Source organism: Streptomyces sp. CB02959, from assembly GCF_002803155.1.
Taxonomy (GTDB): domain Bacteria; phylum Actinomycetota; class Actinomycetes; order Streptomycetales; family Streptomycetaceae; genus Streptomyces.
Genome location: NZ_NNBP01000003.1, coordinates 279,233 through 305,270 on the forward strand (window position 1 = coordinate 279,233; position 26,038 = coordinate 305,270).

The 26,038-nt window shown below is 70.7% G+C and carries 25 protein-coding genes and 1 tRNA gene; 15 read left to right on the forward strand and 11 right to left on the reverse strand.

The window, feature by feature from the left end:
- Positions 1 to 80: 80 nt before the first annotated feature.
- From paaA to CG747_RS06995, 6 genes are all read left to right on the forward strand, one after another.
- Positions 81 to 1,067, forward strand: coding sequence for a 1,2-phenylacetyl-CoA epoxidase subunit PaaA (gene paaA, locus CG747_RS06970; protein ID WP_100600740.1), 987 nt, complete (start codon positions 81 to 83; stop codon positions 1,065 to 1,067).
- Positions 1,064 to 1,423 carry a 1,2-phenylacetyl-CoA epoxidase subunit PaaB gene (gene paaB, locus CG747_RS06975; protein WP_257980262.1) on the forward strand — a complete coding sequence of 120 codons (360 nt, stop codon included), beginning with the start codon at positions 1,064 to 1,066 and terminating at the stop codon, positions 1,421 to 1,423. The genes paaA and paaB overlap by 4 nt, the downstream gene beginning before the upstream one ends.
- Positions 1,420 to 2,139: a 1,2-phenylacetyl-CoA epoxidase subunit PaaC gene (gene paaC, locus CG747_RS06980; protein WP_100600741.1), complete on the forward strand. Its 720-nt coding sequence runs from the start codon at positions 1,420 to 1,422 to the stop codon at positions 2,137 to 2,139. Before paaB ends, paaC begins: the two co-directional genes overlap by 4 nt.
- Positions 2,133 to 2,630, forward strand: coding sequence for a 1,2-phenylacetyl-CoA epoxidase subunit PaaD (gene paaD / locus CG747_RS06985; protein ID WP_100600742.1), 498 nt, complete (start codon positions 2,133 to 2,135; stop codon positions 2,628 to 2,630). Before paaC ends, paaD begins: the two co-directional genes overlap by 7 nt.
- Positions 2,630 to 3,676: a 1,2-phenylacetyl-CoA epoxidase subunit PaaE gene (paaE, locus tag CG747_RS06990; RefSeq protein ID WP_100600743.1), complete on the forward strand. Its 1,047-nt coding sequence runs from the start codon at positions 2,630 to 2,632 to the stop codon at positions 3,674 to 3,676. The genes paaD and paaE overlap by 1 nt, the downstream gene beginning before the upstream one ends.
- 119 nt (positions 3,677 to 3,795) lie before the next feature.
- Entirely contained in the window at positions 3,796 to 4,929 is a 1,134-nt protein-coding gene (locus tag CG747_RS06995) for an acyl-CoA dehydrogenase family protein (RefSeq protein WP_100600744.1), read from the forward strand.
- Positions 4,930 to 4,992: 63 nt separating this feature from the next.
- Here the strand turns inward: CG747_RS06995 and CG747_RS07000 are convergent, their stop codons facing one another.
- The 4 genes from CG747_RS07000 to CG747_RS07015 form a co-directional block, all read right to left on the reverse strand.
- Positions 4,993 to 5,337, reverse strand: coding sequence for a rhodanese-like domain-containing protein (locus tag CG747_RS07000; protein ID WP_180985425.1), 345 nt, complete (start codon positions 5,335 to 5,337; stop codon positions 4,993 to 4,995).
- A gap of 10 nt (positions 5,338 to 5,347) precedes the next feature.
- Entirely contained in the window at positions 5,348 to 6,283 is a 936-nt protein-coding gene (locus CG747_RS07005; RefSeq protein ID WP_100600746.1) for a hypothetical protein, read from the reverse strand.
- A 243-nt stretch (positions 6,284 to 6,526) separates the two neighbouring features.
- Complete coding sequence (locus CG747_RS07010; RefSeq protein WP_100600747.1) at positions 6,527 to 8,005, reverse strand: DUF2252 domain-containing protein; 1,479 nt, start codon at positions 8,003 to 8,005, stop codon at positions 6,527 to 6,529.
- Between the two features lie 411 nt (positions 8,006 to 8,416).
- Entirely contained in the window at positions 8,417 to 9,691 is a 1,275-nt protein-coding gene (locus CG747_RS07015; protein WP_257980263.1) for an ABC transporter permease, read from the reverse strand.
- A gap of 180 nt (positions 9,692 to 9,871) precedes the next feature.
- On the opposite strand from CG747_RS07015, the gene CG747_RS07020 reads away from it, so the two are divergent.
- The gene (locus tag CG747_RS07020; RefSeq protein ID WP_100600748.1) at positions 9,872 to 10,306 is read left to right on the forward strand and encodes a MarR family winged helix-turn-helix transcriptional regulator; all 435 of its coding nucleotides are present in this window, start codon (positions 9,872 to 9,874) and stop codon (positions 10,304 to 10,306) included.
- A gap of 73 nt (positions 10,307 to 10,379) precedes the next feature.
- Here CG747_RS07020 and CG747_RS07025 read toward each other — a convergent pair whose 3' ends face one another.
- Complete coding sequence (locus CG747_RS07025) at positions 10,380 to 10,742, reverse strand: helix-turn-helix domain-containing protein (protein WP_100600749.1); 363 nt, start codon at positions 10,740 to 10,742, stop codon at positions 10,380 to 10,382.
- Positions 10,743 to 10,867: 125 nt separating this feature from the next.
- On the opposite strand from CG747_RS07025, the gene CG747_RS07030 reads away from it, so the two are divergent.
- Positions 10,868 to 11,518 carry an FMN-dependent NADH-azoreductase gene (locus CG747_RS07030; RefSeq protein WP_100600750.1) on the forward strand — a complete coding sequence of 217 codons (651 nt, stop codon included), beginning with the start codon at positions 10,868 to 10,870 and terminating at the stop codon, positions 11,516 to 11,518.
- A 176-nt stretch (positions 11,519 to 11,694) separates the two neighbouring features.
- Here CG747_RS07030 and CG747_RS07035 read toward each other — a convergent pair whose 3' ends face one another.
- Positions 11,695 to 12,960 carry an MFS transporter gene (locus CG747_RS07035; RefSeq protein ID WP_308303761.1) on the reverse strand — a complete coding sequence of 422 codons (1,266 nt, stop codon included), beginning with the start codon at positions 12,958 to 12,960 and terminating at the stop codon, positions 11,695 to 11,697.
- A 99-nt stretch (positions 12,961 to 13,059) separates the two neighbouring features.
- Between CG747_RS07035 and CG747_RS07040 the strand changes: the two genes are divergently transcribed.
- Positions 13,060 to 14,034, forward strand: a complete 975-nt coding sequence (locus CG747_RS07040; RefSeq protein WP_100600751.1) for a LysR family transcriptional regulator — start codon at positions 13,060 to 13,062, stop codon at positions 14,032 to 14,034.
- A gap of 133 nt (positions 14,035 to 14,167) precedes the next feature.
- Here the strand turns inward: CG747_RS07040 and CG747_RS07045 are convergent.
- Positions 14,168 to 14,251 (reverse strand) — tRNA-Leu (locus CG747_RS07045).
- A 443-nt stretch (positions 14,252 to 14,694) separates the two neighbouring features.
- On the opposite strand from CG747_RS07045, the gene CG747_RS07050 reads away from it, so the two are divergent.
- The 6 genes from CG747_RS07050 (at position 14,695) to pknB (ending at position 22,738) form a co-directional block, all read left to right on the forward strand.
- Positions 14,695 to 15,513: a DUF3662 and FHA domain-containing protein gene (locus tag CG747_RS07050; protein WP_100600752.1), complete on the forward strand. Its 819-nt coding sequence runs from the start codon at positions 14,695 to 14,697 to the stop codon at positions 15,511 to 15,513.
- Positions 15,514 to 15,523: 10 nt separating this feature from the next.
- Positions 15,524 to 16,054 (forward strand): FHA domain-containing protein, encoded by a 531-nt coding sequence (locus CG747_RS07055; protein ID WP_100600753.1) that lies wholly within the window; start codon positions 15,524 to 15,526, stop codon positions 16,052 to 16,054.
- A gap of 132 nt (positions 16,055 to 16,186) precedes the next feature.
- Positions 16,187 to 17,719, forward strand: a complete 1,533-nt coding sequence (locus tag CG747_RS07060; RefSeq protein WP_100600754.1) for a PP2C family serine/threonine-protein phosphatase — start codon at positions 16,187 to 16,189, stop codon at positions 17,717 to 17,719.
- A 23-nt stretch (positions 17,720 to 17,742) separates the two neighbouring features.
- Complete coding sequence (locus CG747_RS07065; RefSeq protein WP_100600755.1) at positions 17,743 to 19,125, forward strand: FtsW/RodA/SpoVE family cell cycle protein; 1,383 nt, start codon at positions 17,743 to 17,745, stop codon at positions 19,123 to 19,125.
- Positions 19,122 to 20,591, forward strand: a complete 1,470-nt coding sequence (locus tag CG747_RS07070; RefSeq protein ID WP_100600756.1) for a penicillin-binding protein 2 — start codon at positions 19,122 to 19,124, stop codon at positions 20,589 to 20,591. The genes CG747_RS07065 and CG747_RS07070 overlap by 4 nt, the downstream gene beginning before the upstream one ends.
- 146 nt (positions 20,592 to 20,737) lie before the next feature.
- Positions 20,738 to 22,738: a Stk1 family PASTA domain-containing Ser/Thr kinase gene (gene pknB, locus CG747_RS07075; RefSeq protein ID WP_100600757.1), complete on the forward strand. Its 2,001-nt coding sequence runs from the start codon at positions 20,738 to 20,740 to the stop codon at positions 22,736 to 22,738.
- A 79-nt stretch (positions 22,739 to 22,817) separates the two neighbouring features.
- Here the strand turns inward: pknB and CG747_RS07080 are convergent, their stop codons facing one another.
- From CG747_RS07080 to CG747_RS47820, 4 genes are read right to left on the reverse strand one after another with little or no spacing between them, the layout of a single operon-like run.
- Positions 22,818 to 23,561 (reverse strand): class E sortase, encoded by a 744-nt coding sequence (locus CG747_RS07080; protein ID WP_100600758.1) that lies wholly within the window; start codon positions 23,559 to 23,561, stop codon positions 22,818 to 22,820.
- A 26-nt stretch (positions 23,562 to 23,587) separates the two neighbouring features.
- Positions 23,588 to 25,207 carry a class E sortase gene (locus CG747_RS07085; RefSeq protein ID WP_180985426.1) on the reverse strand — a complete coding sequence of 540 codons (1,620 nt, stop codon included), beginning with the start codon at positions 25,205 to 25,207 and terminating at the stop codon, positions 23,588 to 23,590.
- Positions 25,204 to 25,860 carry an aminodeoxychorismate/anthranilate synthase component II gene (locus CG747_RS07090; protein WP_100600760.1) on the reverse strand — a complete coding sequence of 219 codons (657 nt, stop codon included), beginning with the start codon at positions 25,858 to 25,860 and terminating at the stop codon, positions 25,204 to 25,206. Before CG747_RS07090 ends, CG747_RS07085 begins: the two co-directional genes overlap by 4 nt.
- A complete protein-coding gene (locus CG747_RS47820; RefSeq protein ID WP_180985427.1) occupies positions 25,857 to 26,033 on the reverse strand; it encodes a hypothetical protein in 177 nt (58 codons plus the stop codon). The genes CG747_RS07090 and CG747_RS47820 overlap by 4 nt, the downstream gene beginning before the upstream one ends.
- Between the last annotated feature and the right edge of the window lie 5 nt (positions 26,034 to 26,038).

Here is a 26,038-nt window from a genome sequence, read left to right on the forward strand (position 1 = left end):
TATCCACAGGCTTGACACCCGCGGGCCCTCCACTCACCATTGAACCGAACGATCGGTCGGTCGGGAGGAGGGGGCATCACATGACGACGATCGCGCCGGAGGACACGGGCCACGAAGCCCTGTTCGACGCCACCATCGCCGCGGACGAGCGGATCGAACCACGCGACTGGATGCCGGACGACTACCGCGCCTCACTGGTGCGCCAGATCGCCCAGCACGCCCACTCCGAGATCATCGGCATGCAGCCGGAAGCCAACTGGATCACCAGAGCGCCCTCCCTGCGCCGCAAAGCGATCCTCATGGCCAAAGTGCAGGACGAAGCCGGACACGGCCTGTACCTCTACAGCGCCGCCGAAACCCTCGGCACCGGCCGCGACGAGCTCCTCGACAAGCTCCACACCGGCCGCCAGAAGTACTCCTCGATCTTCAACTACCCCACCCTGACCTGGGCCGACGTCGGCGCCATCGGCTGGCTCGTGGACGGCGCCGCGATCACCAACCAGGTCCCCCTGTGCCGCTGCTCCTACGGCCCCTACGCCCGCGCCATGGTCCGCGTCTGCAAGGAGGAGTCCTTCCACCAGCGCCAGGGATACGAGCTCCTGCTCACCCTCAGCCGCGGCACCGAGGCCCAGCACGCCATGGCCCAGGACGCCGTCGACCGCTGGTGGTGGCCCTCACTGATGATGTTCGGCCCGCCCGACGACGAATCCGCCCACTCCGCGCAGTCCATGGCCTGGAAGATCAAGCGCCACTCCAACGACGAACTGCGCCAGCGCTTCGTGGACATCTGCGTCCCCCAGGCCGAAGCCCTCGGCCTGACCCTCCCCGACCCCGACCTCCGGTGGAACGAGGAACGGGGCCACTGGGACTTCGGCCCCATCGACTGGACCGAATTCCGCGCTGTCCTCAAGGGCAACGGCCCCTGCAACGACGAACGCATCGGCCGCCGCCGCCGCGCCCACGAAGAAGGCACCTGGGTGCGCGAAGCAGCCGCCGCACACGCCGCCAAACACCCGGCCCGCACGACGCCGCACACCGGCACCGACCAGGAGGAGGCGGCCCGATGACCACACCCCACCCCACCCACGTCCCGGCCCCACCCGCCGGCACGCCCCAGCCCGGCAGCGCGGCCACCACCGGCCCCGCCGACTGGCCCCTGTGGGAGGTCTTCGTCCGCAGCCGCCGCGGCCTGTCCCACACCCACGCCGGCAGCCTGCACGCCCCCGACGCCCAGATGGCCCTGCGCAACGCCCGCGACCTCTACACCCGGCGCTCCGAAGGCGTCTCCCTCTGGGTGGTCCCCTCCGCCCAGATCACCGCCTCCTCCCCGGACGAGAAGGACACCTTCTTCGAACCGGCCGGCGACAAGCCCTACCGCCACCCGACCTTCTACGAGATCCCGGAGGGGGTGCACCACCTGTGACGCCGCACACCGCCACCCCCGCCCTCCCCCTCGGGGACGACGCGCTGATCCTCTCCCACCGCCTCGGCGAATGGGCCGGCAACGCCCCCGTCCTGGAAGAGGAAGTCGCACTCGCCAACATCGCCCTGGACCTCCTCGGCCAGGCACGGATCCTGCTCTCCCTCGTCGGCGACGAGGACGAACTCGCCTACCTCCGCGAGGAACGACAGTTCCGCAACCTCCAGCTCGTCGAGCAGCCCAACGGCGACTTCGCCCACACCATCGCCCGCCAGCTCTACTTCTCCACCTACCAAGAGCTGCTCTACGACCACCTCGCCACCACCGACACCGCACTGGCGCCGCTCACCGGAAAGGCCGTCAAGGAGACCGCCTACCACCGCGACCACGCCGAGCAATGGACCCTGCGCCTCGGCGACGGCACCGACGAGAGCCACACCCGGATGCAGCGCGCCCTGGACACCCTCTGGCGGTTCACCGGCGAACTCTTCGACCCCGTCGACGGACTGGAAGACGTCCCCTGGCAGGCCCTCGGCGCGGAATGGACCACCCGCGTCACCACCACCCTGGAGCGCGCCACCCTCACCGTCCCCGCAGGCCCCCGACACGGCGCCTGGACCGCCGGCGGCGGACGCCAGGGACTGCACACCGAACCCTTCGGCCGGCTACTCGCAGAAATGCAGCACCTCCACCGCAGCCACCCGGGGGCGACATGGTGACCCCCACCCCACTGGAAGCGGAACTCCGCGCCCTCGCCGGCGCCGTTCCCGACCCCGAGCTGCCCGTCCTCACCCTCGCCGAACTCGGCGTCCTGCGCGAGGTACGGCTCACCGCCCCCGACCGCGTCGAGGTGGCCCTCACCCCCACCTACACCGGCTGCCCCGCCGTCGAAGCGATGTCCGCCGACATAGAACGCGTCCTCCACGACCACGGCATACCCCAGGTCGAGGTCCGCACCGTCCTCAGCCCACCGTGGACGACCGACGCGATCACCGACGAAGGCCGCCGGAAACTCGCCGAGTTCGGCATCGCCCCACCCCGCCCCACCGGGCCGACCAGCGGACCGGTCACCGTCGACCTCACCATCCGCTGCCCGCACTGCGGATCCACCGACACCACCCTGCTCAGCCGGTTCTCCTCCACGGCCTGCAAGGCGCTGCGCCGCTGCGAGTCCTGCCGCGAACCCTTCGACCACTTCAAGGAGTTGTGATGTTCCACCCGCTCCAGGTGCGGGAGATCGAGCGGCTCACGGACGACGCAGTGGCCGTCACCTTCACGGTCCCGCCCGAACTCCGCACGACCTTCCGGCACACCCCCGGGCAGCACATCGCACTGCGCAGAACGATCGACGGCCAGGAGATCCGCCGCACCTACTCCCTGTGCACCCCCGCCACCGACAACCCCGTCCTACGGGTGGGCATCCGCCTGGTCGACAACGGCGCCTTCTCCACCTACGCCCTCAAAGAACTCGCCGTCGGCGACACCGTCGACGTCATGGCCCCGGCCGGTCGCTTCACCCTCGCCCCCCGCCCCGGCCAGTTCGTGGGCATCGTCGGCGGCAGCGGCATCACCCCGGTGCTCTCCATCGTCACCACCCTGCTCGCCCGCGAACCGGACGCCCGCTTCTGCCTGATCCGCAGCGACCGCACCACGGCCTCGACGATGTTCCTGGAGGAAGTGGCCGACCTCAAGGACCGCTACCCACAACGGTTCCAACTGGTGCACGTGCTCTCCCGCGAGGAACGGCAGACCGGCCTCCCCTCCGGCCGCCTCGACCAGGAACGCCTGCACACCCTGCTGCCCGCGCTGCTCCGCACCGACGCCGTCGACGGCTGGTTCCTGTGCGGCCCCCTCGGCCTCGTCCAAGGCGCCGAACGGGCACTGCGCGACCTGGGCGTGCCGCGCACCCGCATCCACGAAGAGATCTTCCACGTAGACAACGGCGCCGCGGCCCCCGTCCCCGCCACCACCGCGCCCGCACACAGCACGGTGACCGCCACCCTCGACAGCCGCTCCGGCACCTGGCCGGTCCACGACGGCGAATCCCTCCTGGACGCCGTACTCCGCAACCGCCCGGACGCGCCCTACGCCTGCAAGGGCGGCGTCTGCGGCACCTGCCGCGCGTTCCTCGTCTCCGGCGACATCCGGATGGACCGCAACTTCGCCCTGGAGGCCGACGAGGTCGACGCCGGATATGTGCTGGCCTGCCAGTCCCATCCGGCCACGGAAAAGGTCGAGCTGGACTTCGACCGCTGACAGCCACCCGGTGCCGTCCACGTCCGCACCATTCCCAATTCCTGCAACATGTTCTACCTTGACGCCTCGTCAGATCTCACACGTCGGATTCCGACGGCACGACGCGGGAGGCCGGACCAGTGGACTTCACCTTCACCGAAGAACAACAGGCCGCCATCGAAGCGGCACAAGCCGTCTTCTCGGCAGTCACCCCGGACGGCGTCCCCAGCCCGGCACTCACCCACGGCCCCGTCGCCGACGACTTCGACCGCCCCCTGTGGCGCACACTCGCCGACGCCGACCTCCTCGGCCTCCCCCTCGCACCCGAGCACGGCGGCGCGGGCCTCGACCCGATCGCCCTCTGCCTCGTCCTCCGCGAATCCGCCAAGGTCCTCGCCCGCGTCCCCCTCCTGGAGTCCTACGCCACCGCGCACACCCTCCAGAAGTACGCCCCCGACGCCCTACGAGCCGACGTACTGCCGCAGATCGCCACCGGCAACCTCGTCATCACCGCCGCCGCCAGCGGCCGCACCGGCCACGACCCGGCCGAACTCGCCGCCACCGCCCGCCAGGACGGCACCACCTGGACCCTCGACGGCACCCACACCGCCATCCCCTGGGCCCGCGCCGCCGACCGGATCCTGCTCCCCGCCCACACCCCCGACGGCCGCACCGTCCTCGCGCTCGTCCCCCAAAACCACCCCGGCCTCACCCTGAACGACCAGACCTCCACCAACGGCGAGCACTACGCCGAGGCCCATCTCGACTCCGTACGCGTCGACGCCCGGGACACACTCACCGACCCGGCCGCCTGGGACACCCTGCGCGACCTGCTCACCACCGGCACCTGCGCACTCGCACTGGGCCTCGGAGAACGTGTCTTGGCCATGACCAGCGACTACACCGGGAAACGCGAACAGTTCGGCTTCCCCCTGGCCACCTTCCAGGCCGTCGCCGTCCAGGCCGCCGACCGCTTCATCGACCTGCGCGCCATGGAGGCCACCCTCTGGCAAGCAGCCTGGCGCCTCACCACCGGAGCAGCAGGCCCCCTACCGCCCGCCGGGGACATCGCGGTCGCCAAGATCTGGGCCTCCGAAGGCGTCCGCCGCATCGTCCAGACCGCCCAGCACCTCCACGGCGGCTTCGGCGCCGACACCGACTACCCGCTGCACCGCTACCACGCCTGGGCCAAACAACTCGAACTCTCCCTGGGCCCCGCAGCCGCCCACGAAGAAGCCCTCGGCGAACTCCTCGCCGCACACCCGCTCAGCTGACACACCAGCGGAACGGCAACGCCCCGAAGGGCCGACCTACGGGAGAGCCCCGACCCCGCCGACCTAGACGACCGTCCCCACGCCGCCCTTACCGTCCGACACCGGACGCCCGGCCGCCTCCCACGCCTGCATACCGCCCGCGACATTCACCGCGTCGATGCCCTGCTGGATCAGATACTGCGCCACCTGAGCCGATCGCCCACCGACCCGGCACAGCACATAGATCTTGCCGCCGTCGGGCGCAGCCTCCGTCAACTCCCCATAACGGGCGACGAATTCACTCATCGGGATGTGAAGCGCGCCGTCGGCGTGCCCAGCCTCCCACTCGTCGTCCTCACGGACATCCAGGAGAAAGTCCTCGGGCGTGAGGGCATCGACACCGACCGTGGGCACAGAACCAAAATGCATACTCCCGACGCTACCCGACCAGCTGAGCGAGGTACGCCTCGCGCTCCCGGACATCTGCCAGCAGCTTCTCGGCGATCTCGTCCAGCAGACCATCCGGATCGTCCGGCGCCATCTTGATCATCGCGCCGATCGCGCTGGTCTCCAGATCCGCAGCGACGGAAGCCAGCAGCTCCTTGCGCTCGGCCAGCCACTCCAGCCGGGCGTAGAGCTCCTCGCTCTCACTCGGCCGCCGCTCGACAGGCGCCGGACCGGCCTCCCACTCCCGCACCAGCTCCAAGAGCAACGCCACGTCGCCCCGCCCGTACGCAGCGTTGACCCGCGCGATGAACCCATCCCGCCGGGCCCGCTCCGCATCATCCCGCGCCAGGTCCGGATGCGCCCGACGCACCAGATCCCGGTAGATCCTCCGGGCCTCCTCGCTGGGCCGAACCTTCGGCGGCGGCTGAACCGGCTGATCCGTGAGCATCGCCTGCGCCTCAGGGAACAGCCCCTCCGACCCGAGCCAGCCGTGGAACAGCTCCTCCACCTCCGGCATCGGCAACACCGACGCACGCGCCTCACGGGCCTTGCGGATGTCCTCGGGGTCGCCGGTACGCGCCGCCACGGCCTCCGCGATCTGCGCATCCAGCTCGTCCAACCGCGCATACATGGGGCCAAGCCGCTGGTGGTGCAACCGGGAGAAGTTCTCCACCTCCACCCGGAAGGTCTCCACCGCGATCTCGAACTCGATCAGCGCCTGCTCGGCCGCCGACACGGCCTTCGCCAACCGCCGCGTCGCCTCGTCCCGCGCATCCGCATCACCGCCCACGCCCTCCGGGCTCCCACCGGAAGCAGCGGCACCCCCGCCCCGCTCCGCCCCCGGCACCGCCCCGCGGGCATCCGCCGCCCCCGGTACGTCCGGTCGGTCCTGGCCGTCCTGCGCGTTCTCCGCGTGCGAGTTCGTCACCCGGTCAGCGTACGGCCCTACGGGAACCGGGCACCGGGCCGCACCTGGAGCATGCGGGTGGCATGTGGGTCACATGCGCGGGGGACCCGAGTGCGGCAGGGCGGGACAACGCCACCCCCGAGGGGCCTGGGCGGTGGGGTGGGCGGCCTGCTGTGGCGGTGGGGGGGAAGGGCCGCAATCCGCACGCTCCTCCGGGGGCCCTCCCCCTCCCCCCGCCCCTCCCCACCACCCCCAAAGCCCCCCTCACACCCCGCTCTCCGCCGCAATGCGTCCGCTGCGGATCGCCGCGACCAGGTCCGCGTGATCTGCTTCTGTGCGCTCCGCGTAGGCCACGGCGAAGTCCGCTATGGCCTCGTCGAGTGCCTCGCTCTTGCCGCAGTAGCCGGCCACGATGCGTGGGTCGGCGCTGTGGGCGTGGGCGCGGGCCAGGAGCGCGCCGGTCATCCGGGCGTAGTCGTCGAGCTGCCCGCCGGACAGCTGGGCCGGGTCGACGCTGCCCTTGCGGTTGCGGAACTGCCGTACCTGGAAGGGCAGTCCAGTGCCCGGAGCGTCCGGTGCCTCCGCGCCGGCCTGCCGTTCGTCCCTGGTTTCCCTGGTTGTGTCGGGTATGCCGTCCGTCGTGTCCGTCCGCACCGTCGTCCAGCCCAGCAGCAGGTCGCTGACGACCTGCATGCGGCGTTGGCCGAGCACCACGCGTCGTCCCTCGTGTTCCGCCGGGGGTGCCGGAAAGCCGGCCTTGGTCACGTAGGGCGCCAGTACCGAGCGGCGGGCCTCTTTGACCTGGAGGACGAGGGGCTCGCCGCGGTGGTCCAGGAGCAGCACCACGTATGACCGCAGTCCGACGCTGCCGGTCCCGACTATGCGGAAGGCGACGTCGTGCACGGCGTACCTGGCCAGCAGCGGCAGCCGGTCGTCGGGGAGGGTTTCGAGGTAGGCGGCGAGCGATGAGGCGACTGCCGCTGCCTCCGTGTCCGGCACCTTGCGCAGCACCGGCGGTGCGGCCACGAAGCGGAGGCCGCCGTCCGGTCCGCGCTCGGTGGATTTCGCCGCGAAGCGCGCGCTGGTGTTCTTGCGTGCTTTGGCTTCGACCCGTTCCAGGGTGCCCAGCAGGTCGCGGGCGTCGGTGTGCGAGACGAGTTCTTCGTCGGCGATGGCGTTCCACGCTTCGGTCACCGGGAGCTTGGCGAGCAGCCGCATGGTGCGTCGGTAGGCACCGGCGGCGTCCTGGGCCGCGGCCCGGCAGGCGTCTTCGCTGCCGCCCGCTTCCCGGCCGGCCAGGACTATGGAGGTCGCGAGCCGTTTGACGTCCCATTCCCAGGGGCCGTGGACGGTCTCGTCGAAGTCGTTGAGGTCGATGACCAGGCCGCCGCGGGCGTCGGCGTAGAGGCCGAAGTTCGCGGCGTGTGCGTCGCCGCAGATCTGGGCGCCGATTCCGGTGACGGGGCTGGCCGCCAGGTCGTGGGCCATGAGTCCGGCCGAGCCGCGGAGGAACGCGAAGGGGCTGGCGGCCATCCGTCCGACCCGTATGGGTGTCAGTTCGGGCAGTCGCCCGGCGTTGGATTCCTCGACCGACGCGACCGCGTCGGGCCGCCCGACGGTGATCCGCAGAGCTGCCTGCTCACCGCGGGGCAGTTGCTCCCGCAGTGTCCGGCCCACGGCCTTGGCCGAGGGTCCTTCCTCGTCCGCCCGTGCGAACCCCGGTACGTATGGCACACGCGACACGGCGGGCCACCTCCCCCTTCACGACCCTGGTTTCGCGTGGCATCCCGGGTGTGCGCTGGCACCCCGGCATCCCCCGCCTCCGTCCGGCTCGCCGGTCGTTTCCGGCTCGCCGATCAATGACGTTACCGATATCTGTCCGGTATCCGCCGGGGCTGTGGATAACTTTCGGAAGCGGGTCCGGGACGCCAGGTCCCGACGCCGAGCGACACCCGCCACAGCACTCCGGGAGCGAGAGACAAAAGGCCCCACCCGAACCCCCGCCCCCACCCCCACCCCCACAACAAGCTGACGTCGTTCCCCGACCACCCCCTGCCTCGCTGCACGCTCTGCCCTGCACACAGCGAAAGCCACGTCGGAAATCGGGGCCGTGGCCGACCAATGCACCCGGCCGCGGCCCGTCAAAACCGCCGTCTACACCCCCACGGCCTCCTCCATCTCCTCCTCCATCTCCCGCTCCACTTCCCCTTCCCCTTCCCCTCCCGCTTGCCTTGCGGCCTGTGCCGTGCCCCGTCCGGCGGCGCTTCCCGGGGCTCGTTCGGGCACTGTGGCCGCGACCGCCGCAGCGGCCACGGCGCCGGCGTTGGCGACCGCTTCGGCTTCGGCGGTGCGCCGCCGCTTCTCGGCGAGGGCGGCTACGCCGGTCGTCAGCAGGCCGACGAGCAGCCATCCCACGAGGGTCCAGACGTGTCCGGCGAGGCCGTGGTCGTCGAAGTAGACGTGGCTGCGGGTGCCTTCCACGAAGCCGGCGCCGTTCCAGAAGGAGTGCAGGGCGGCGAAGAAGCCGTTCTGCATCTCGGGGCGGAAGATGCCGCCGGAGGAGGTGAAGTTGAGCATCACGAACAGCGTCATGACGCCGAGCGTGGTCCAGCGCTTGAGGAAGGTGTGCAGGCCGGTGCCGATGAGCAGGATGCCGGCGGAGTACAGCCAGGCCATGCTCCACAGGGCCGGCAGACCGTGGTCGACGAGGTGGAAGACCGGTCCGGCGAACAGTGTCCCGATGATGCCGACCACGAAGGACGTGCCGATCGCCAGGGTGGCGCGGAGCCGCATCGGGAGGACGGCGCCGGCGCCGCCGATCACGGCGACCGAGGCGTAGGAGCCGATGCTGATGGCGACCAGGAGGAAGAAGATGCCCTGTCCGGTGGGGTCGTCCTCGGCGGTCGGGGCGATGTCGGTGACCTTCAGTGGGGCGCCTTGTCGGGCGGCGAGCGGGGTGAAGATCTTCTGGACGACGGTGGCGCTGGTGTCGGATCCGGCGGTGGCCACCAGGAGTTCGGGGGTGTGCCGGGTGCCGGTGCCGCCGGAGGGTGCCGTGGCGGCGTTGTTGCCGGTGCCTGTCGGGTTGTTCCCGCCGGGCAGGTATGCGCCGAAGATCTCTTGGTTCTTCAGTTGGTCTTCGGCGGTGGCGCGGTCGGGGACGGTGCGGGCTTCGAGGTCGCCGTGCGCCTTGTCGTTGATGGTCTGGGCGAGGACCTGTGCGTGGGTGCCGGCTCCGACGATGGCGACGGGCAGGTGGTGCGGTGAGGGGTTGGCGAATGCGCCGAGGTAGGCGAGTCCCATCCCGATGCACATCAGGAGCGGGGTGATCAGGTGTGTCACCACGTGGCGCAGGTCGGCGGCCCGGGCGGTGTGCCGGTCGTCTCGGTGGTCGCTGTGGTGGTCGGGACGTCGTCGGTCCGCGGTCATGGGCAAGCCTTCTCAGTAGTCGTCCGGGGGCCGGTGGGGTGGCGGTCCGGTCGTCGTCGTTCAGCTGTGGCCAGGGGGGTGGCTCCAGTGGCTGGGGCGGGCAGGCACCCGCCAGTAGTTGGCTATTACAACTCTCACACCACGTTGTACTATACAACTAGTTCACCGAAAGGCAACTCCGTGACCCACCGCGACGACTCCGTCGAGACCATCCAGCAGGAGATGACCGCGTTCGCCCGGCGCGCCCGCGCGACCGCCGCCCGGATGCACCCCGAGCTCTCCCTGGTCTCCTACACCCTGCTCGCACACCTCGACGACCAGCAGGGATGCCGCGCCACCGACCTCGCGGCGCACTACTACCTGGACAAGTCCACGGTCAGCCGGCAGATCGCGGCGCTGGAGAAACTCGGTTTCGTCGAGCGGCGCATCGATCCGGACGACCAGCGCGTCCAGGTCCTGCACCCCACCGAGGAGGGCGCCCAGGTCCTCGCCAACGTGACGGCCAGCCGCCGCCAGGCGTTCCACGAGCGGCTCGCCGACTGGAACGAGGAGGACCTCGACCGCTTCGCCTCGTACCTGGTGCGCTACAACGCCGCCCAGGAGCGCCTCGGCTGACGCGCCGGGGCGCCCGTGCGGCCGGTACGCCCCGTGACGCCGCGCCCGCGCCCTCGCCGCAGCACCCCCGCCCCTACTTCCGGAAGCGCTCCGGGCACTGCCCCCCGTCGGCGAGGTAGGTCGCGGCCCAGCGGCCCAGCTCGACGAGCGCGGGCTCCATCGCCCGGCCGGCTTCGGTGAGCCGGTAGGAGACGCGCAGCGGCGGCCCGGCGTCGACCTCACGGACGACCAGGCCGGTCGCCGCCAGTTCCATCAGACGGTCGGAGAGCATCCGCTCACTGATGCCGGGGATGGCCCGCCGCAGGTCCGCGAAGTGCACGGGGCCGGGCATGAGAGTGGCCACGATCAGACCCGTCCAGCGCTTCCCGAACAGCTCGAAGACGCGCGTCATGCCGTCGTCGACCCGTTTGCACGTCGCCTCACTGTGGTCCGCCATGCACCCAGGGTACCGCCCTCCCGTTGGCTACTGCAGAAAAGTAAGCTCCTGTGCTATGAATAGTGACGTACGGAATTCAACTAGTGGCCGGTCCCTCCCGGCCACCCAGCGAAGGACCGATCCCCATGGCCACGCTCCTGCTCATCGACTCCTCCGTCTTCCCCGAGGGCGGCTCCGCCTCCCGTTCGGTCACCGCGGCGTTCCGCAAGACCTGGGAGGAGCAGCACCCCGACGGCACCGTCATCCACCGCGACCTGGCCGCCGACCCGCTGCCGCACCTCGACGGCGTCGCCGCCTCCGCCGGCTTCTCCGACCCGGCCACCCACACCCCGGAGCAGCAGGCCGCCTTCGCGCTGCGCACCCAGCTGGCCGAGGAGCTGGAGCAGGCCGACGCCATCGTCATAGGCGCACCCATGTACAACTTCACGATCCCCTCCACCCTCAAGGCGTGGCTCGACCAGGCGATCATCATGGGCCGCACCGCCGGCGAGAACGCGTCGGTCAAGGGCAAGCCGGTCATCGTGGTCGCCAGCCGCGGCGGCTCCTACGCGCCGGGCACCCCGCGCGAGCCCTTCGAGTACGTCCAGAACTACCTGGAGGCCGTGCTGAACGGCGCCTTCGGCCTCGAAGTGGAGTTCATCGTGCCGGAGCTGACCATGGCCCCCAGCAACCCGGCGATGGCCGAGCTGGTCCCGCTGTTCGAGACCTCCCGCGACAACGCCCACGAGCAGGCGGAGGCCAAGGCCAAGGAACTGGTCGCGCGCCTGGCTGCCTGAGCGGACACCACTCCGCCCGACGGGAGCCGCCTCCGGACCGGACCGGTCCGGCACCGCAGCCCCCGCCCGGCAACCACGGCACACCGCCCCCGGACCGAGGAAAAACGGACCGGGGGCGGTTGCCACGCGGCCCTCCGGCCCGTCTGCCACGCCCCCGGACCCCCGCCCCGTTCACCTCACCCCCCGGCCGCGGCTCCCCGGGCCGGGCCCCGGCCCAGCGCCACGGCCAGCAGCGCGCCCACCACGAGCACACCGCCCAGCCGGATCACACCGTCGCTCCCCCAGCCGTCCGCGGCCCGCCCGCCGGCCAGCGCACCCACGGCGATGGCCGCGTTGAACACCGCCACGAACAGAGCCGAGACCGCCTCCCGCGCATCCGGCGCGGCCGCCATCAACCAGGTCTGGGTACCGACCGACACGCCCCCGTAGGCCAGACCCCAGACGGCCACCAGGGCCGCGGCACCCACGACGCCGGCGGCCTGCCCCATCGGGGGCACCAGCAGGACCGCGGCGGCCAGCACCGCGCAGATCGCCAGCAGCACGGCCCGTGGCGAGCGCGCCGCGCCCGCACCGGACACGAAGTTCCCCACCAGGCCCGCGACCCCGAAGACCAGCAGCACGGTGCTGATCTGCCCGGGCCGCGCCCCGGCCACCTCCTCCAGCACCGGCCGCACATACGTGTACGCCGCGAAGTGCCCCGCCACCAGGAGCGCGACCAGGACCAGCCCGGTACGCACCGGAGGCCGGCGCAGCAGCCCCAGCACCCCGCCCAGCCGTACCGCACCGGCCGTCGGCAGCGGCGGCAGCAGGACGGCCAGCGCGACGGCCACGGCCGCGCAGAATCCGGCCATCGCCACGAACGCCGCGCGCCAGCCGCCCAGTTCACCCACCACCGCGCCGGCCGGCACACCCAGGACGGACGCCGCCGCGACCCCGCTGAACACCAAGGACGTGGCCGCGGCCACCCGCCGCTCCGGCACCAGCCGCACCGCGAGCCCCGAGGCGATCGCCCACACCCCGCCCATCCCGAACCCCACCAGCACCCGGGCCACCAGCAGCACCGCGACGTTCGGGGCGTACGCGGCCAGGAGGTTCGCCGCGGTCAGCGTGCCCATCAGGACGGCCAGTACGGCACGCCGGTCCCGGCGTCCGATCAGCAGCGTCAGCACCGGTGCGGCCACCGCGGCGACCACGCCGGTGACGGTCACCGTCAGCCCGGCCGTCCCGTCCGACACCCCCAGGTCCCGGCCGATCGGCGTCAGCAGTCCCACCGGCAGCATCTCCGACGTCACCACCGTGAACGTCGCCGCCGCCAACGCCCCGACCGCCGGCCACCCACCACCCCGCGGGCGCCGCACCTCCCCTTCCACCGCGTCCAGTTGCCCGTCTCTCGCCTTGCCCGTGGCAGTCGCGGTGTCCCCCGCGCGCTCGCTTTTCGCCATGGTCCCCAGCCAACGCCCGCCGCCACGGGGGAACAAGGGCGGACTCCTCACCCTTCTATGAGCAGGACTCATCGATCGCCCGCACCCGGGAAAGGACTCATGAGCGGCCCGACCGCCCCCGCCGCCCCCGCCGGCCTCGAACTCCGCGAGCTGGAGTGCTTCCTCGTGCTGTCCGAGGAGCTGCACTTCGGCCGCACCGGCGAACGCCTCTACGTCTCGCAGAGCCGGGTCAGCCAGCTGCTGCGCTCCCTGGAATCCCGGATCGGGGCGCGCCTGGTGGACCGCACCAGCCGCCGGGTCCACCTCACCCCGCTGGGAGAGGAGTTCCGCGCGTCCCTGCGCCCGGCCTACGACGCGCTGCGCGCCACGGTGGAGAGCGCCCGGACGGCGGCCCGCGGCATCGAGGGCCGGCTCACCGTCGGTTTCCAGGGCACCGTGGACGACCGGATCATGCGGGCCATCGACGCCTTCCACGCCCGGCATCCGCGGTGCGCCACGGAGATCATGGAGATCCCGCTCTGCGACCCGTTCGGTGCGCTGCGGAGCGGTGCGGTGGACGTGGCGGTGACGCTGCTCCCAGTCGCCGAGCCGGATCTCGTACTGGGCCCGGCGTTCGCCGCCCAGCCGCAGACGGTGGCGCTGTCCGTGCGGCATCCCCTGGCGTCCCGGGCGTCCTTGGGCGCCGAGGAACTGGCCGGGCTGCCCCTGATCTCCCCGAGCGGGCCGGCGCCGGTGTACTGGCGCACCGCGCAGGCGCCCGCCATCACCCCCGGGGGCCGCCCCATACCCGCCGGCCCCAGGGTCGGCACGCTCCAGGAGGGTCTGACGCTGACGGCGGCGGGCCGGGGCGGGATGCTGCTGTGCCGGCCGACGGCCGACTACCACGGGCGCCGTGACGTCGTTTTCGTTCCGGTCGGCGGACTTCCGGACTCGGTGCTGGGCGTGGTGCACCACGCGGCGCGGGAAACCGCCCGGGTGCGTGCCTTCAGCGCCGCCGTGCGGGACGTGACGGCGGTCACTCCGCCCGCCCCCGAGCACCGTGAACGACCCGACTCGGCAAGGGATGTGACGTAGGACTCACGTCGCGCGGCTCACGTGGCCGGGCTCACTCCGCGGCCGTGCCGCGCGGCGGCGGGCCCGCGGTCCTCCGGGGAAAACGCGAGACCCCCGGTCTCCGGATTTCTCCGGAGACCGGGGGTCTCATCTGTGCGCGAGGGGGGAGTTGAACCCCCACGCCCTTTCGGGCACTGGAACCTGAATCCAGCGCGTCTGCCTATTCCGCCACCCGCGCATGGGTGCTGCCGGTTTATTCTCTCACGCGATCCGGGCCGTTCGGTCCGGGTCTTGCGGGAGCGCCTTCCGACATCGAGAACATTAGCACGGTGTTGGGGGTGGCTTCACACGCCTTTCCCCCGGTCCTGGGCCTGCGGGGGCCCGGGGCACTCCGGGGCGCCGCCGCGCGTTTTCGGGAGGGGTTCCCGGGGTGCTGGCCGGAGTCGGCCCCCGCCCCCTCGGTCGGGTCGACGGTTGCGGGACACTGGCAACGGGGCACATCTACGATCGCAGTGCACGACAAGCGGCGTGAGGAGAGCGGCAGAACGACGACGGGCACCGGGCAACCCTGTGGTGGGCGACACTCGTCCTCCAGGCAGGAAAGGGGAACCAGCCGATTTCCCGGCGCGTGGATACGATCTGTAAGCAGTATCAGGACGACCCTGAGGAAGGAGGTGCCCCGTGGGAGTACTGAAGCGCTTCGAGCAGCGACTCGAAGGTCTCGTCAACGGCACCTTCGCCAAGGTGTTCAAGTCCGAAGTGCAGCCCGTTGAGATCGCCGGCGCATTGCAGCGCGAGTGCGACAACAACGCCAGCATCTGGAACCGCGACCGCACGGTCGTCCCCAATGACTTCATCGTCGAGCTGAGCGCTCCGGACTACGACCGGCTGAGCCCGTACAGCGGCCAGCTCGGCGACGAGCTGTCGGGCATGGTCCGCGACTACGCCAAGCAGCAGCGGTATACCTTCATGGGCCCGATCAAGGTCCATCTGGAGAAGGCCGAGGATCTCGACACCGGCCTGTACCGCGTCCGCAGCCGCACCCTCGCCTCCAGCACGTCCCAGGACCGGCCCGGCCAGGCAGCGGCGGCCCGCGCCACCGGTGCGCCGAACCCCCCCGGCGGCCATGTGGCCCCGCCCATGCCGTCGTCGCCACCGCCCGGTGCGCCACCCGCGCCCCGAGCGGCAGCGCCCGGTGCCGGACCGCAGCCGTACGCGCAGACCAGGCGCTGGGTCGAGATCAACGGCACCCGCCACCAGATCTCGCGAGGCACCCTGGTGCTGGGGCGCAGCACCGACGCCGACGTGCGGATCGACGACCCGGGAGTCTCCCGGCGACACTGCGAGATCCGGGTCGGACCGCCCCCCATGATCCAGGACCTGGGTTCCACCAACGGGATCGTGGTGGACGGACAACACACCACCCGCGCTAATCTCCGCGACGGCTCGCGGATCGTCGTGGGCAGTACCACCATCGTTTACCGGCAAGCCGAAGGGTGAAGCGGGGCCAATGTCAGAGCTGACCCTCACGGTCATGCGGTTGGGTTTCCTCGCCGTACTGTGGCTGTTCGTCATCGTGGCCGTTCAGGTCATCCGCAGCGATCTGTTCGGCACGCGCGTCACACAGCGCGGTGCCGCCCGACGCGGCGGACCCGAACCGCGCACCCAGCGCCAGGCCGCTCCCCAGCAACAGCAGCAGCGCCGCCAGGACAGCGGCGGCCGCGGCGGAAACCGGCAGCGGCGCGGAGCCCCCACCAAGCTGGTGGTCTCCGAGGGCACGCTGGCCGGTACGACCGTCGCCCTCCAGGGCCAGACGATCTCTCTGGGCCGGGCGCACGACTCCACCATCGTGCTGGACGACGACTACGCGTCCAGCAGGCATGCCAGGATCTACCCGGACCGTGACGGCCAGTGGATCGTCGAGGACCTCGGATCCACCAACGGCACGTACCTTGACCGGACCCGACTGACGACCGCGACTCCGATTCCTCTGGGAGCCCCGATCCGCATCGGCAAGACCGTCATCGAGCTGCGGAAGTAGTACGACAATGAGCGAGCGGAGCGAGCGAGCCGTAACGGTCCACTCGGCGGACCCGGGCGTGCTCCCGACCGGAGGGTGGGCAGTGTGGCTCGACGAGACCGGCTGTACCCCGAGCCGACGGGTGAGGTGCGCATGAGTCTGTCGCTGCGCTTCGCCGCCGGATCGCACAAGGGCATGATCCGCGAGGGCAACGAGGACTCCGGCTACGCCGGGCCCCGCCTGCTCGCCATCGCGGACGGCATGGGCGGCCAGGCCGCCGGCGAGGTCGCCTCGTCCGAGGTGATCTCCACGCTCGTCCAGCTCGACGACGACGTTCCCGGCTCCGACATCCTCACCTCGCTGGGCACCGCCGTACAGCGCGCCAACGACCAGCTGCGGGTGATGGTCGAGGAGGACCCGCAGCTGGAGGGCATGGGGACGACCCTGACCGCGCTGCTGTGGACGGGCCAGCGGCTCGGCCTGGTGCACGTCGGGGACTCCCGGGCCTACCTGCTGCGGGACGGGCTGCTGACCCAGATCACGCAGGACCACACGTGGGTGCAGCGGCTGGTCGACGAGGGCCGGATCACCGAGGAGGAGGCCACCACCCACCCGCAGCGGTCGCTGCTGATGCGGGCGCTGGGCAGTGGCGACCACGTCGAGCCGGACCTGTCGATCCGCGAGGTGCGGGCCGGGGACCGGTACCTGATCTGCTCGGACGGGCTGTCCGGGGTGGTCAGCCACCAGACGCTGGAAGAGACCCTGGCCGGCTACCAGGGGCCGCACGAGACGGTGCAGGAGCTGATCCAGCTCGCACTGCGCGGCGGCGGGCCGGACAACATCACCTGCATCGTCGCCGACGTCCTGGACGTGGACGGCAACGAGGCGGCCGCCGGGCAGCTCAACGACACCCCGGTGGTGGTCGGCGCGGTCGCCGAGAACCAGAACCAGCTGAACGACCCCAGCACGCTCCAGACGCCGGCGGCGCGCGCCGCCGAGTTGGGCCGCCGGGACGCCGCGCCGGCTCCGGGCGGTGCCTTCGGGCCGCCCGGGAGCGGGGGCCCGGAGGTCGGCGGGATGCCGCAGGGCTCGTTCGGCGCGTTCACGGACGAGGACTTCCTCAAGCCGCGGCGACGCGGCAAGTGGCTCAAGGCGTCGCTGTTCACGGTGCTCGCGCTGGGTGTGCTCGGCGGAGGTCTGTACGCCGGCTACCAGTGGACGCAGACGCAGTACTTCGTCGGCGCCAAGGACGACCACGTCGCGCTGTACCGGGGCATCAGCCAGGACCTGGCGTGGATCAAGCTGAACGCGGTCGACGAGGACCACCCCGAGATCGAACTCAAGTACCTGCCGGTGTACCAGCGCAACCAGGTCAAGGAGACCATCGCAGTCGACAACCGCAACCAGGCCGGCGAGAAGGTCACCGAGCTCGGCAAGCAGGCCAACGCCTGCCAGGCCAAGGAGCAGCGGGAGGCCGACGAGCGGGCGGCCGCGGCCGGCAAGGGCAAGGGCGGCCAGACCGGCAAGCCCGGCAGCAAGCCCGGCACCAAGCCCGGCACGGCCGCCGGCAACGCCGTGGCCGGTGCTCTGTCCGCGACGGCCGACACCACCCCCACCCCCACCCCCACCCAGACTCCCTCCGAGGAGCAGCAGAAGCTGGAGAAGAATTGCAGTACCCAGCAGTGAGGGCGTAGGGGGCCGGAGATTTCATGAGCAGTACAACGACCACGACGACCGTGGGCACGTTCGGTGCCCCGAGTCGCCGCAACACCGAGCTGGCCCTGCTGGTCTTCGCGGTGCTGATCCCGGTCTTCGCCTACGTCAACGTCGGTCTGGCGAAGGACGGTTCGGTGCCCGCCGGGGCGCTGGGCTATGCCCTGGGACTGGGGCTGCTGGCGGGCGTGACGCATCTCGTCGTCCGCAAGTGGGCGCCGTACGCGGACCCGCTGATGCTGCCCATCGCGACGCTGCTGAACGGCATGGGGCTGGTGTTCATCTGGCGGCTGGACCAGGAGCCGTCGCTGGGTCCGGCGATGGCGCCGAACCAGCTGATGTGGTCGACGCTGGGCGTCGCGCTGTTCATCGGCATCCTGATCTTCCTGAAGGACCACCGGGTCCTCCAGCGCTACACCTACATCTCGATGGTGATCGCGCTGGTGCTGCTGATCGCGCCGATGTTCTTCCCCGGTGTGAACGGCGCAAAGATCTGGATCACGATCCCGGGGCTGGGTTCGCTCCAGCCGGGCGAGTTCGCGAAGATCATCATCGCGGTGTTCTTCGCCGGCTACCTGATGGTGAAGCGGGACGCGCTGGCGCTGGCCAGCCGCCGTTTCATGGGGCTGTACCTGCCGCGCGGCCGTGACCTCGGGCCGATCCTGGTGGTCTGGGCGCTGAGCCTGATGATCCTGGTCTTCGAGACCGACCTGGGCACGTCGCTGCTGTTCTTCGGCCTGTTCGTGGTGATGCTGTACGTCGCCACCGAGCGGACCAGCTGGATCGTGTTCGGCCTGCTGCTCAGCGGCGGCGGCGCGGTCGCGGTCGCGACGTTCGAGTCGCACGTCCAGGTCCGGGTCCACAACTGGCTCAACCCGCTGGAGCTGCTCGACGGCGGTGTCACCGAGACCGCACAGGCGATGTACTCCTTCGGGTCCGGCGGCATCCTCGGCTCCGGCCTCGGCCAGGGCTACTCCCGGCTGATCCGGGGCATCGCGCCGAAGAGCGACTACATCCTCGCCACCGTCGGCGAGGAGGTCGGCCTGGCCGGCCTGATGGGCATCCTGCTGCTGTACGGTCTGCTGATCGAGCGGGGTATCCGTACCGCGCTGGCGGCCCGTGACCCGTTCGGCAAGCTGCTGGCCGTCGGCCTGTCGGGCGCGTTCGCGCTGCAGGTCTTCGTCGTCGCGGGCGGTGTGACGGGCCTGATCCCGCTGACCGGCATGACGATGCCGTTCCTGGCCCAGGGCGGTTCGTCCGTGATCGCCAACTGGGCGCTGGTGGGGATCCTGCTCCGGATCAGTGACACCGCGCGCCGTCCCGCCCCCGCCCCCGCCCCGTCCACCGACGCCGAGATGACCCAGGTGGTCCGCCCGTGAACAAGCCCCTGCGACGGGTCGCGGTCTTCTGCGGCCTGCTCGTCCTCGCCCTGCTCATCCGCGTGAACTGGGTGCAGTTCGTCCAGAGCGACCAGCTCAAGAACGATCCGAACAACCGCCGGGTGGCGATCGAGCGCTACAGCACGCCGCGCGGCAACATCATCGTGGACGGCAAGGCCGTCACCGGGTCGACGACCACGGACATCGGTGACTTCAAGTACAAGCGCACCTACAAGAACGGCAAGATGTGGGCGCCGGTGACCGGCTACGCATCGCAGGCGTTCGACTCCAACCAGCTGGAGAAGCTGAACGACGCGATCCTCACCGGCACCGATGACCGACTCTTCTTCAGCCGCACGGTCGACATGTTCACCGGCGGCAAGCAGAAGGGCGGGAACGTGGTGACCACCCTCGACGCCAAGGCGCAGAAGGCGGCCTTCGACGGGCTCGGGGACAAGAAGGGCGCCGTGGTGGCGCTCAACCCGGAGACCGGGGCGATCCTGGCGCTGGCCAGCACCCCGTCGTACGACCCGTCGACGTTCGCGGGGATGAGCAACAAGGACGCCGACGCCTACAACGCGCTGCTGAAGAAGAACGACCCCGACGAGCCGATGCTGAACCGGGCGCTGCGGCAGACGTACCCGCCCGGCTCCACGTTCAAGGTCGTGACCGCCGCCGCGGCGCTGGAGAACGGCCTGTACACCGACGTCGACGCCAAGACCGACTCGCCGGTGCCGTTCATCCTGCCGGACACCGTGCACCAGCCGCTGAACAACGAGGGCAGCATCGCCTGCGAGAACGTGTCGCTGCGGGAGGCCCTGCGGCTCTCCTGCAACACCGTCTTCGGCAAGGTCAGTGCGGACCTCGGCAACGCGAAGATGAAGGCCGAGGCGGAGAAGTTCGGCTTCAACAACGCCAAGCTCGACACTCCGGTGCGGGCCGCGGAGAGCGTCTACCCGAAGGACAACCGCCCGCAGAACGCGATGGCGGGCATCGGGCAGGCGTCGAACCGGGCCACGCCGCTCCAGATGGCGATGGTCGCGTCGGCGGTCGCCAACGGCGGCAAGCTGATGAGGCCGTACATGGTCGAGCAGCTGGTGGCGCCGAACCTCAACGTGGTGCAGCAGCACACGCCGCAGGAGTTGAGCCGGCCGCTGAAGCCGGAGAACGCGCAGAAGCTCCAGAGCATCATGGAGACCGTGGTCGAGAGCGGCACGGGCACCTCCGCGAAGATCCCCGGGATCACGGTCGGTGGCAAGACGGGTACCGCGCAGCACGGCGAGAACAACAAGGACAACCCGTACGCCTGGTTCATCTCGTACGCGAAGACCGCCAAGGGCACCCCGGTCGCGGTGGCCGTCGTGATCGAGGGGTCGGACACCCTCCGCGACGACATCGCCGGCGGCAAGCTCGCCGCTCCGATCGCGAAGGGCGTGATGGAGGCGGTCATCGAAGGCGAGCGGTGACGCCGGTCATGGCGATACCGGTCACGTATCAGGTTGCGGCTCCGGTCCGGTCCGGTACGGCGTGCCGGGTACGGTATGCCCGGGCAGCACACCGCCGGACCACACACGGGTGCGGTCGGGACTGACGGAGAGGGCTGGAGAAGCTTATGGAAGAGCCGCGTCGCCTCGGCGGCCGGTACGAGCTGGGCTCGGTGCTCGGTCGTGGTGGCATGGCGGAGGTCTACCTCGCGCATGACACCCGCCTCGGCCGCACCGTGGCAGTGAAGACGCTGCGGGTGGACCTCGCCCGCGATCCGTCCTTCCAGGCCCGGTTCCGCCGTGAGGCCCAGTCGGCCGCCTCGCTGAACCATCCGTCGATCGTCGCGGTCTACGACACCGGCGAGGACTACGTCGACGGGGTGTCGATCCCGTACATCGTCATGGAGTACGTGGACGGGTCGACGCTGCGTGAGCTGCTGCACTCCGGGCGGAAGCTGCTGCCCGAGCGGTCGCTGGAGATGACGACCGGTGTGCTGCAGGCGCTGGAGTACTCGCACCGCGCCGGGATCGTGCACCGCGACATCAAGCCGGCCAACGTGATGCTGACCCGCACCGGCCAGGTCAAGGTGATGGACTTCGGTATCGCCCGCGCCATGGGCGATGCCGGTATGACCATGACGCAGACCGCGGCGGTGATCGGTACCGCGCAGTACCTGTCGCCGGAGCAGGCCAAGGGTGAGCAGGTCGATGCCCGCTCCGACCTGTATTCGACGGGCTGCCTGCTCTACGAGCTGCTGACCGTGCGGCCGCCGTTCGTCGGGGACTCCCCGGTCGCGGTGGCCTACCAGCACGTGCGGGAGGAGCCGCAGTCGCCGAGCACCTTCGATCCGGAGATCTCCCCGGAGATGGACGCGATCGTCCTGAAGGCGCTGGTCAAGGACCCGGACTACCGCTATCAGTCGGCGGACGAGATGCGGGCCGACATCGAGGCGGCGCTGGACGGCCAGCCGGTCGCGGCGACCACCGCGCTGGGTGCGGTCGGCTACGGCGAGCAGGACCAGCCGACAACGCTGCTGCGGGCACAGGACCCGGGCGGCCCGAAGACGTCGATGCTGCCGCCGATGAACCCGGACGACGGGGGCTACGGCTACGACGACCGCGGGGACCGGCGGCGGGGCGGCGGCTCGAAGAAGAGCAACCTCTCCACGATCCTGCTGGTGCTGGCGGCGATCCTGGTCCTGGTCGGTGCGATCTTCATCGGCAAGGCGATGTTCAGCGGCAACAAGAACAACAGCGTCTCGCTGCCCAACCTCGTCGGCAAGACGCTGGCGGAGGCGAAGTCCTTCGGCGAGAACAGCTCCTTCAAGGTCACCAAGGGTGGCAGCAAGGAGTGCGACAACGCCAAGAAGGGCCAGATCACCGAGCAGGAGCCGGCGGCCGACACGAAGGTCGACAAGGGCACCACGGTCACGGTGACGATGTGCGCGGGTGCGGTGAAGGTGACCGTTCCCGACGTGCAGGGCATGCCGTTCGAGCAGGCGGAGAAGCTGCTCAACGGCAAGGGCTTCACCAACGTCACCAAGGCGGAAGAGGTGTCCGACCGCACGCCGGGCGTCGTCACCAAGCAGACCCCCGGTGCACAGTCCCAGACGACCAAGGACGCCCAGATCACGCTGACGGTGGCCAAGGCGACGCCGAAGGCGACCGTTCCGGACGTCAAGGGCCAGGACTACAACGCGGCGAGCAAGCAGCTGACCGACCTGGGCTTCCAGGTCCAGCGGGGGCCCGACCAGAACGTGACCGACCCGGCGCAGAACGGCAAGGTCGTCGCCCAGAGCCCGGACGGGAACCAGCAGGCGGCCCAGAACTCGACGGTCACGCTGACGGTCGGCAAGGCGGCGCAGACGCAGGTGCCGGAGGTGCGGGGCAAGAAGCTGAAGGACGCCAAGCAGATCCTGCAGCAGGCGGGCTACACCAACATCCAGTTCGCGGGCGGCAGTCCGCAGGACGACAACGCCATGGTCATCAACCAGGACCCGCAGCCGGGGACCCAGGGTGACCCCGCGTCGACCACCGTGAACCTGACCACCGCGGATGGCAACGGCGGCGGCAACAACAACGACGGCGGTATCTTCGGCGGGCCCTTCGGCTGGGGCAAGAAGCACTAGCCCCGGTACGGCCCGTACGACGGAGCCCCGGCAGCCCTTGGAGGGCTGCCGGGGCTCCGTCGTACGGGCCACCGGGGGGCTAGCGGAGTTCCTCGGGGGGCGTGCGGTCCGCGTCGACCTTCTCGGTGCGGACCAGTTCGCCCCAGACGATGTAGCGGTACTCCGAGGTGTAGACGGGGGTGCAGGTGGTGAGGGTGATGTACCGGCCGGCCTTGTGCTTGCCGGATTCGGCCGGGACCTTGTCGATGACGTTCACGTTGTACTTCGAGGTCTGCGGCAGCGTCGCGTAGACCTTGTAGACGTACCAGGTGTCCTTGGTCTCGAAGACGATCGGGTCGCCGACCTTGAGCTTGTCGATGTTGTGGAACTTCGCGCCGTGGCCGTCGCGGTGTGCGGCGAGGGTGAAGTTGCCCTTCTTGTCCTGCGGCAGGGCGGACTTGACGGGCTTGGTGTAGTAGCCGGCCACACCCTCGTTGAGGATGTCGCTGTCGGTGCCCTTCTTGATCAGCACGTCGCCGTTGTCCATCGCCGGGACGTGGAGGAAGCCGATGCCGTCCTTGGTGTCCAGTTCCCCCGGGCCCTTGGGGCTGGGGGCCGCGGCCCAGTGCTCGCGGACCTGATCGCCCTGCTTGTGCGATTCGCGGTCGGCGAGGACGTTGGTCCACCACAGCGAGTAGACGACGAACAGGCCCAGGACCAGGCCGGCCGTGATGAGCAGTTCACCGACGACGCTGACGACGGAGGCGAAGGTCTGCCACCTCCGGCGTGGCTCCGGTGACGTCGCGGACCGGTCGTGGTCCTCGTCGATTCCGCTGGCAGTCACCGCGTAGCTCCCCTTCAGTTGTCCGCTCAGCCGGCGAGCGCTTCCGGTTTGCCCTTGCTCCGCGGCCGCTCGTCGACCATCTTGCCCCAGACGATCAAACGAAAGGTACTGGTGAATTCCGGGGTGCAGGTGGTCAGGGTGATGTAGCGCCCGGGGCCGGTGAATCCCGATCCGGGCGGCACCGGGGTGATCACGCTGGTGTTGCTCGGAGAGGTCTGCGGGAGGACGCTCTCCATCTCGTAGGTGTAGTAGGTGCTCTGCGTCTCGACGACGATCTTGTCGCCCTTGATGAGGCGGTTGATGTAGCGGAACGGCTCACCGTGGGTGTTGCGGTGGGCGGCGACGGCGAAGTTGCCGGTCTTGTCCCAGGGCATTGCGGTCTTGATGCCGCCGGCGGCGTCGTAGTGGCCGATCATGCCGTGGTCGAGGACGGAGTGCTTGTCGATGCCCTCGGCGATCGGGGCCTTCACGTCGAGCTTGGGGATGTACATGATGCCGAAGCGCTCGCCGGCCGCGAGGTTCTTCTTCTCGCCGCCGCCCTTCTCCCACTGGTGCTGGAGGTTGTTGGCGGCGCCGCCGGCCTCCTCGTCGGCCATCACGTTCGTCCACCACAGCTGGTAGGTGACGAACAGCAGCATCAGTACGCCGAGGGTGATGAACACCTCGCCCAGCGCGCGGCTGGCGATCAGGCCGGGGCTGTCCTTGGCGGCGCGCTGGGCCCGGCGGGCCTCGACCCGGGTCATGGGGGGCTTGGGCGCCTCGGCTGCCGTCGCGGTGGCGGCGGAGGCAGCGGTGGTGTGCGAACCGCGCCGGCCGTGCCGGCCACCGCGCTTGGCGGACGCCTGGGCAGCCTTGCGGCGGGCCGCGCGGCCACCCGTCTCCAGGGCAGTCGTGGTTTCACGTGAAACAGCGGCGTCGGTTTCACGTGAAACGGTCGCGCTGGTTTCACGTGAAACAGCGTCGCTTCCGGGCTGCTCGGCCTGGCGCAGCGCCATGGTCTCGTCGTCCGACCGCGGCGGGGCGTCGACCGGCGCGGGCCGTCCGGGCCGTCCGGACCGCGACGGAAGCAGCGGGGGAATGGTGGGAAGGGGCGCGGTGAGGGCCTCCGCGACCCCGTGCGGACTGTGCGGGCCGGATATCGGCCCGGTGGGTGCTGCGTAGCTGCCGCGGCCGAAGCCGCCGTTCACCTGGCCGTAGGTCTCGGCTTCGGGGCCGTATGCGGGCGCGGACCGGGTCGCGGGCGGGGTGTCTCCGGGGCCGGGCTTGCGGTGCCGGGCGGACCGTTGCGGGGCCGGTGCCTCGGGCCGTTGCGGGGCCGGTGCCTCGGGCCGTTGCGGGGCCGGTGCCTCGGGCCGGGGCGACGCCGGCGGGTCAGGGCGGGGCCGGAACCAGGGGGAGCCTTCCGCCCCGGCTCCCCCGCCGGTCCGGGCGGGCGGTGCGTCCTGCGCGTACGGGTCCGGGTGCGGCGCCGGCGACCGGCCGGGCAGGGGGTCGTTCAGCGGGTCGTCGAGCTGCCCCACCGCCGTCTCGAAGGCGTCGGACCGCCTGTACGGGGCGGTGGGCGCGTACGGCTCGTGCGGTGTGTACGGCGGGTCCTCATGCGGCTCGTAGGGCCGCCCTTCGCGCTCGGGGCGCAGCGCGGTCACGCGCCGGCCTTGCCGACCACCGGGGCAAGCCCCGCCGAACGCTCCACCGCTTCCTTGTCGCCGCATTCCACCAGCCAGTTGGCCAGCATCCGGTGTCCCCATTCCGTCAGTACCGACTCGGGGTGGAACTGCACGCCTTCCACCGGGAGTTCACGGTGCCGCAGGCCCATGATGATCCGGCCGCCGGGGACGTCGGCGGCCTCCGTCCAGGCGGTGACGGTCAGTTCGTCGGGGACGGTGTCCGGCTCGACGGCCAGGGAGTGGTAGCGGGTGGCGGTGAACGGCGAGGGCAGCCCGGCGAAGACGCCGGCGCCCTCGTGGAGGACGGGCGAGGTCTTGCCGTGCAGCAGTTCGGGGGCCCGGTCGACCACCCCGCCGTAGGCGACCGCCATCGACTGGAGGCCCAGGCACACGCCGAACACCGGGACGCCGGTGTCCGCGCAGTGCCGGACCATGTCGACGCAGATCCCGGCCTGCTCGGGCGTACCGGGTCCCGGGGAGAGCAGCACACCGTCGAAGCCGTCCTGCGCGTGGCGGGGAGCGACCTCGTCGTTGCGCAGCACCTCGCATTCAGCACCGAGCTGGTAGAGGTACTGGACGAGGTTGAAGACGAAGCTGTCGTAGTTGTCGACAACGAGAATCCGTGCGGTCATCGGGTGGCTGCCATCCCTTGGTCGACAGTGACGTCATTGAAGGGGAGCAGTGGCTCCGCCCACGGAAAGACCCACTGGAAGAGCACGAAGACCACCGCCAGGACGAGCACCACGGAAAGCAGCGCCTTCACCCACGTGGTGCCCGGCAGATGCCGCCAGATCCAGCCGTACATGCTGT

Bases quoted from the DNA above. Each gene is read 5' to 3' on its own strand.
- paaA (WP_100600740.1), top strand. From the start codon at position 81: ATGACGACGATCGCGCCGGAGGACACGGGCCACGAAGCCCTGTTCGAC.
- paaB (WP_257980262.1), top strand. From the start codon at position 1,064: ATGACCACACCCCACCCCACCCACGTCCCGGCCCCACCCGCCGGCACG.
- paaD (WP_100600742.1), top strand. From the start codon at position 2,133: ATGGTGACCCCCACCCCACTGGAAGCGGAACTCCGCGCCCTCGCCGGC.
- paaE (WP_100600743.1), top strand. From the start codon at position 2,630: ATGTTCCACCCGCTCCAGGTGCGGGAGATCGAGCGGCTCACGGACGAC.
- CG747_RS07000 (WP_180985425.1), bottom strand. From the start codon at position 5,337: ATGCATTTTGGTTCTGTGCCCACGGTCGGTGTCGATGCCCTCACGCCC.
- CG747_RS07015 (WP_257980263.1), bottom strand. From the start codon at position 9,691: ATGACCGCGGACCGACGACGTCCCGACCACCACAGCGACCACCGAGAC.
- CG747_RS07025 (WP_100600749.1), bottom strand. From the start codon at position 10,742: ATGGCGGACCACAGTGAGGCGACGTGCAAACGGGTCGACGACGGCATG.
- CG747_RS07030 (WP_100600750.1), top strand. From the start codon at position 10,868: ATGGCCACGCTCCTGCTCATCGACTCCTCCGTCTTCCCCGAGGGCGGC.
- CG747_RS07035 (WP_308303761.1), bottom strand. From the start codon at position 12,960: ATGGCGAAAAGCGAGCGCGCGGGGGACACCGCGACTGCCACGGGCAAG.
- CG747_RS07040 (WP_100600751.1), top strand. From the start codon at position 13,060: ATGAGCGGCCCGACCGCCCCCGCCGCCCCCGCCGGCCTCGAACTCCGC.
- CG747_RS07055 (WP_100600753.1), top strand. From the start codon at position 15,524: ATGTCAGAGCTGACCCTCACGGTCATGCGGTTGGGTTTCCTCGCCGTA.
- CG747_RS07060 (WP_100600754.1), top strand. From the start codon at position 16,187: ATGAGTCTGTCGCTGCGCTTCGCCGCCGGATCGCACAAGGGCATGATC.
- CG747_RS07065 (WP_100600755.1), top strand. From the start codon at position 17,743: ATGAGCAGTACAACGACCACGACGACCGTGGGCACGTTCGGTGCCCCG.
- pknB (WP_100600757.1), top strand. From the start codon at position 20,738: ATGGAAGAGCCGCGTCGCCTCGGCGGCCGGTACGAGCTGGGCTCGGTG.
- CG747_RS07090 (WP_100600760.1), bottom strand. From the start codon at position 25,860: ATGACCGCACGGATTCTCGTTGTCGACAACTACGACAGCTTCGTCTTC.
- CG747_RS47820 (WP_180985427.1), bottom strand. From the start codon at position 26,033: ATGTACGGCTGGATCTGGCGGCATCTGCCGGGCACCACGTGGGTGAAG.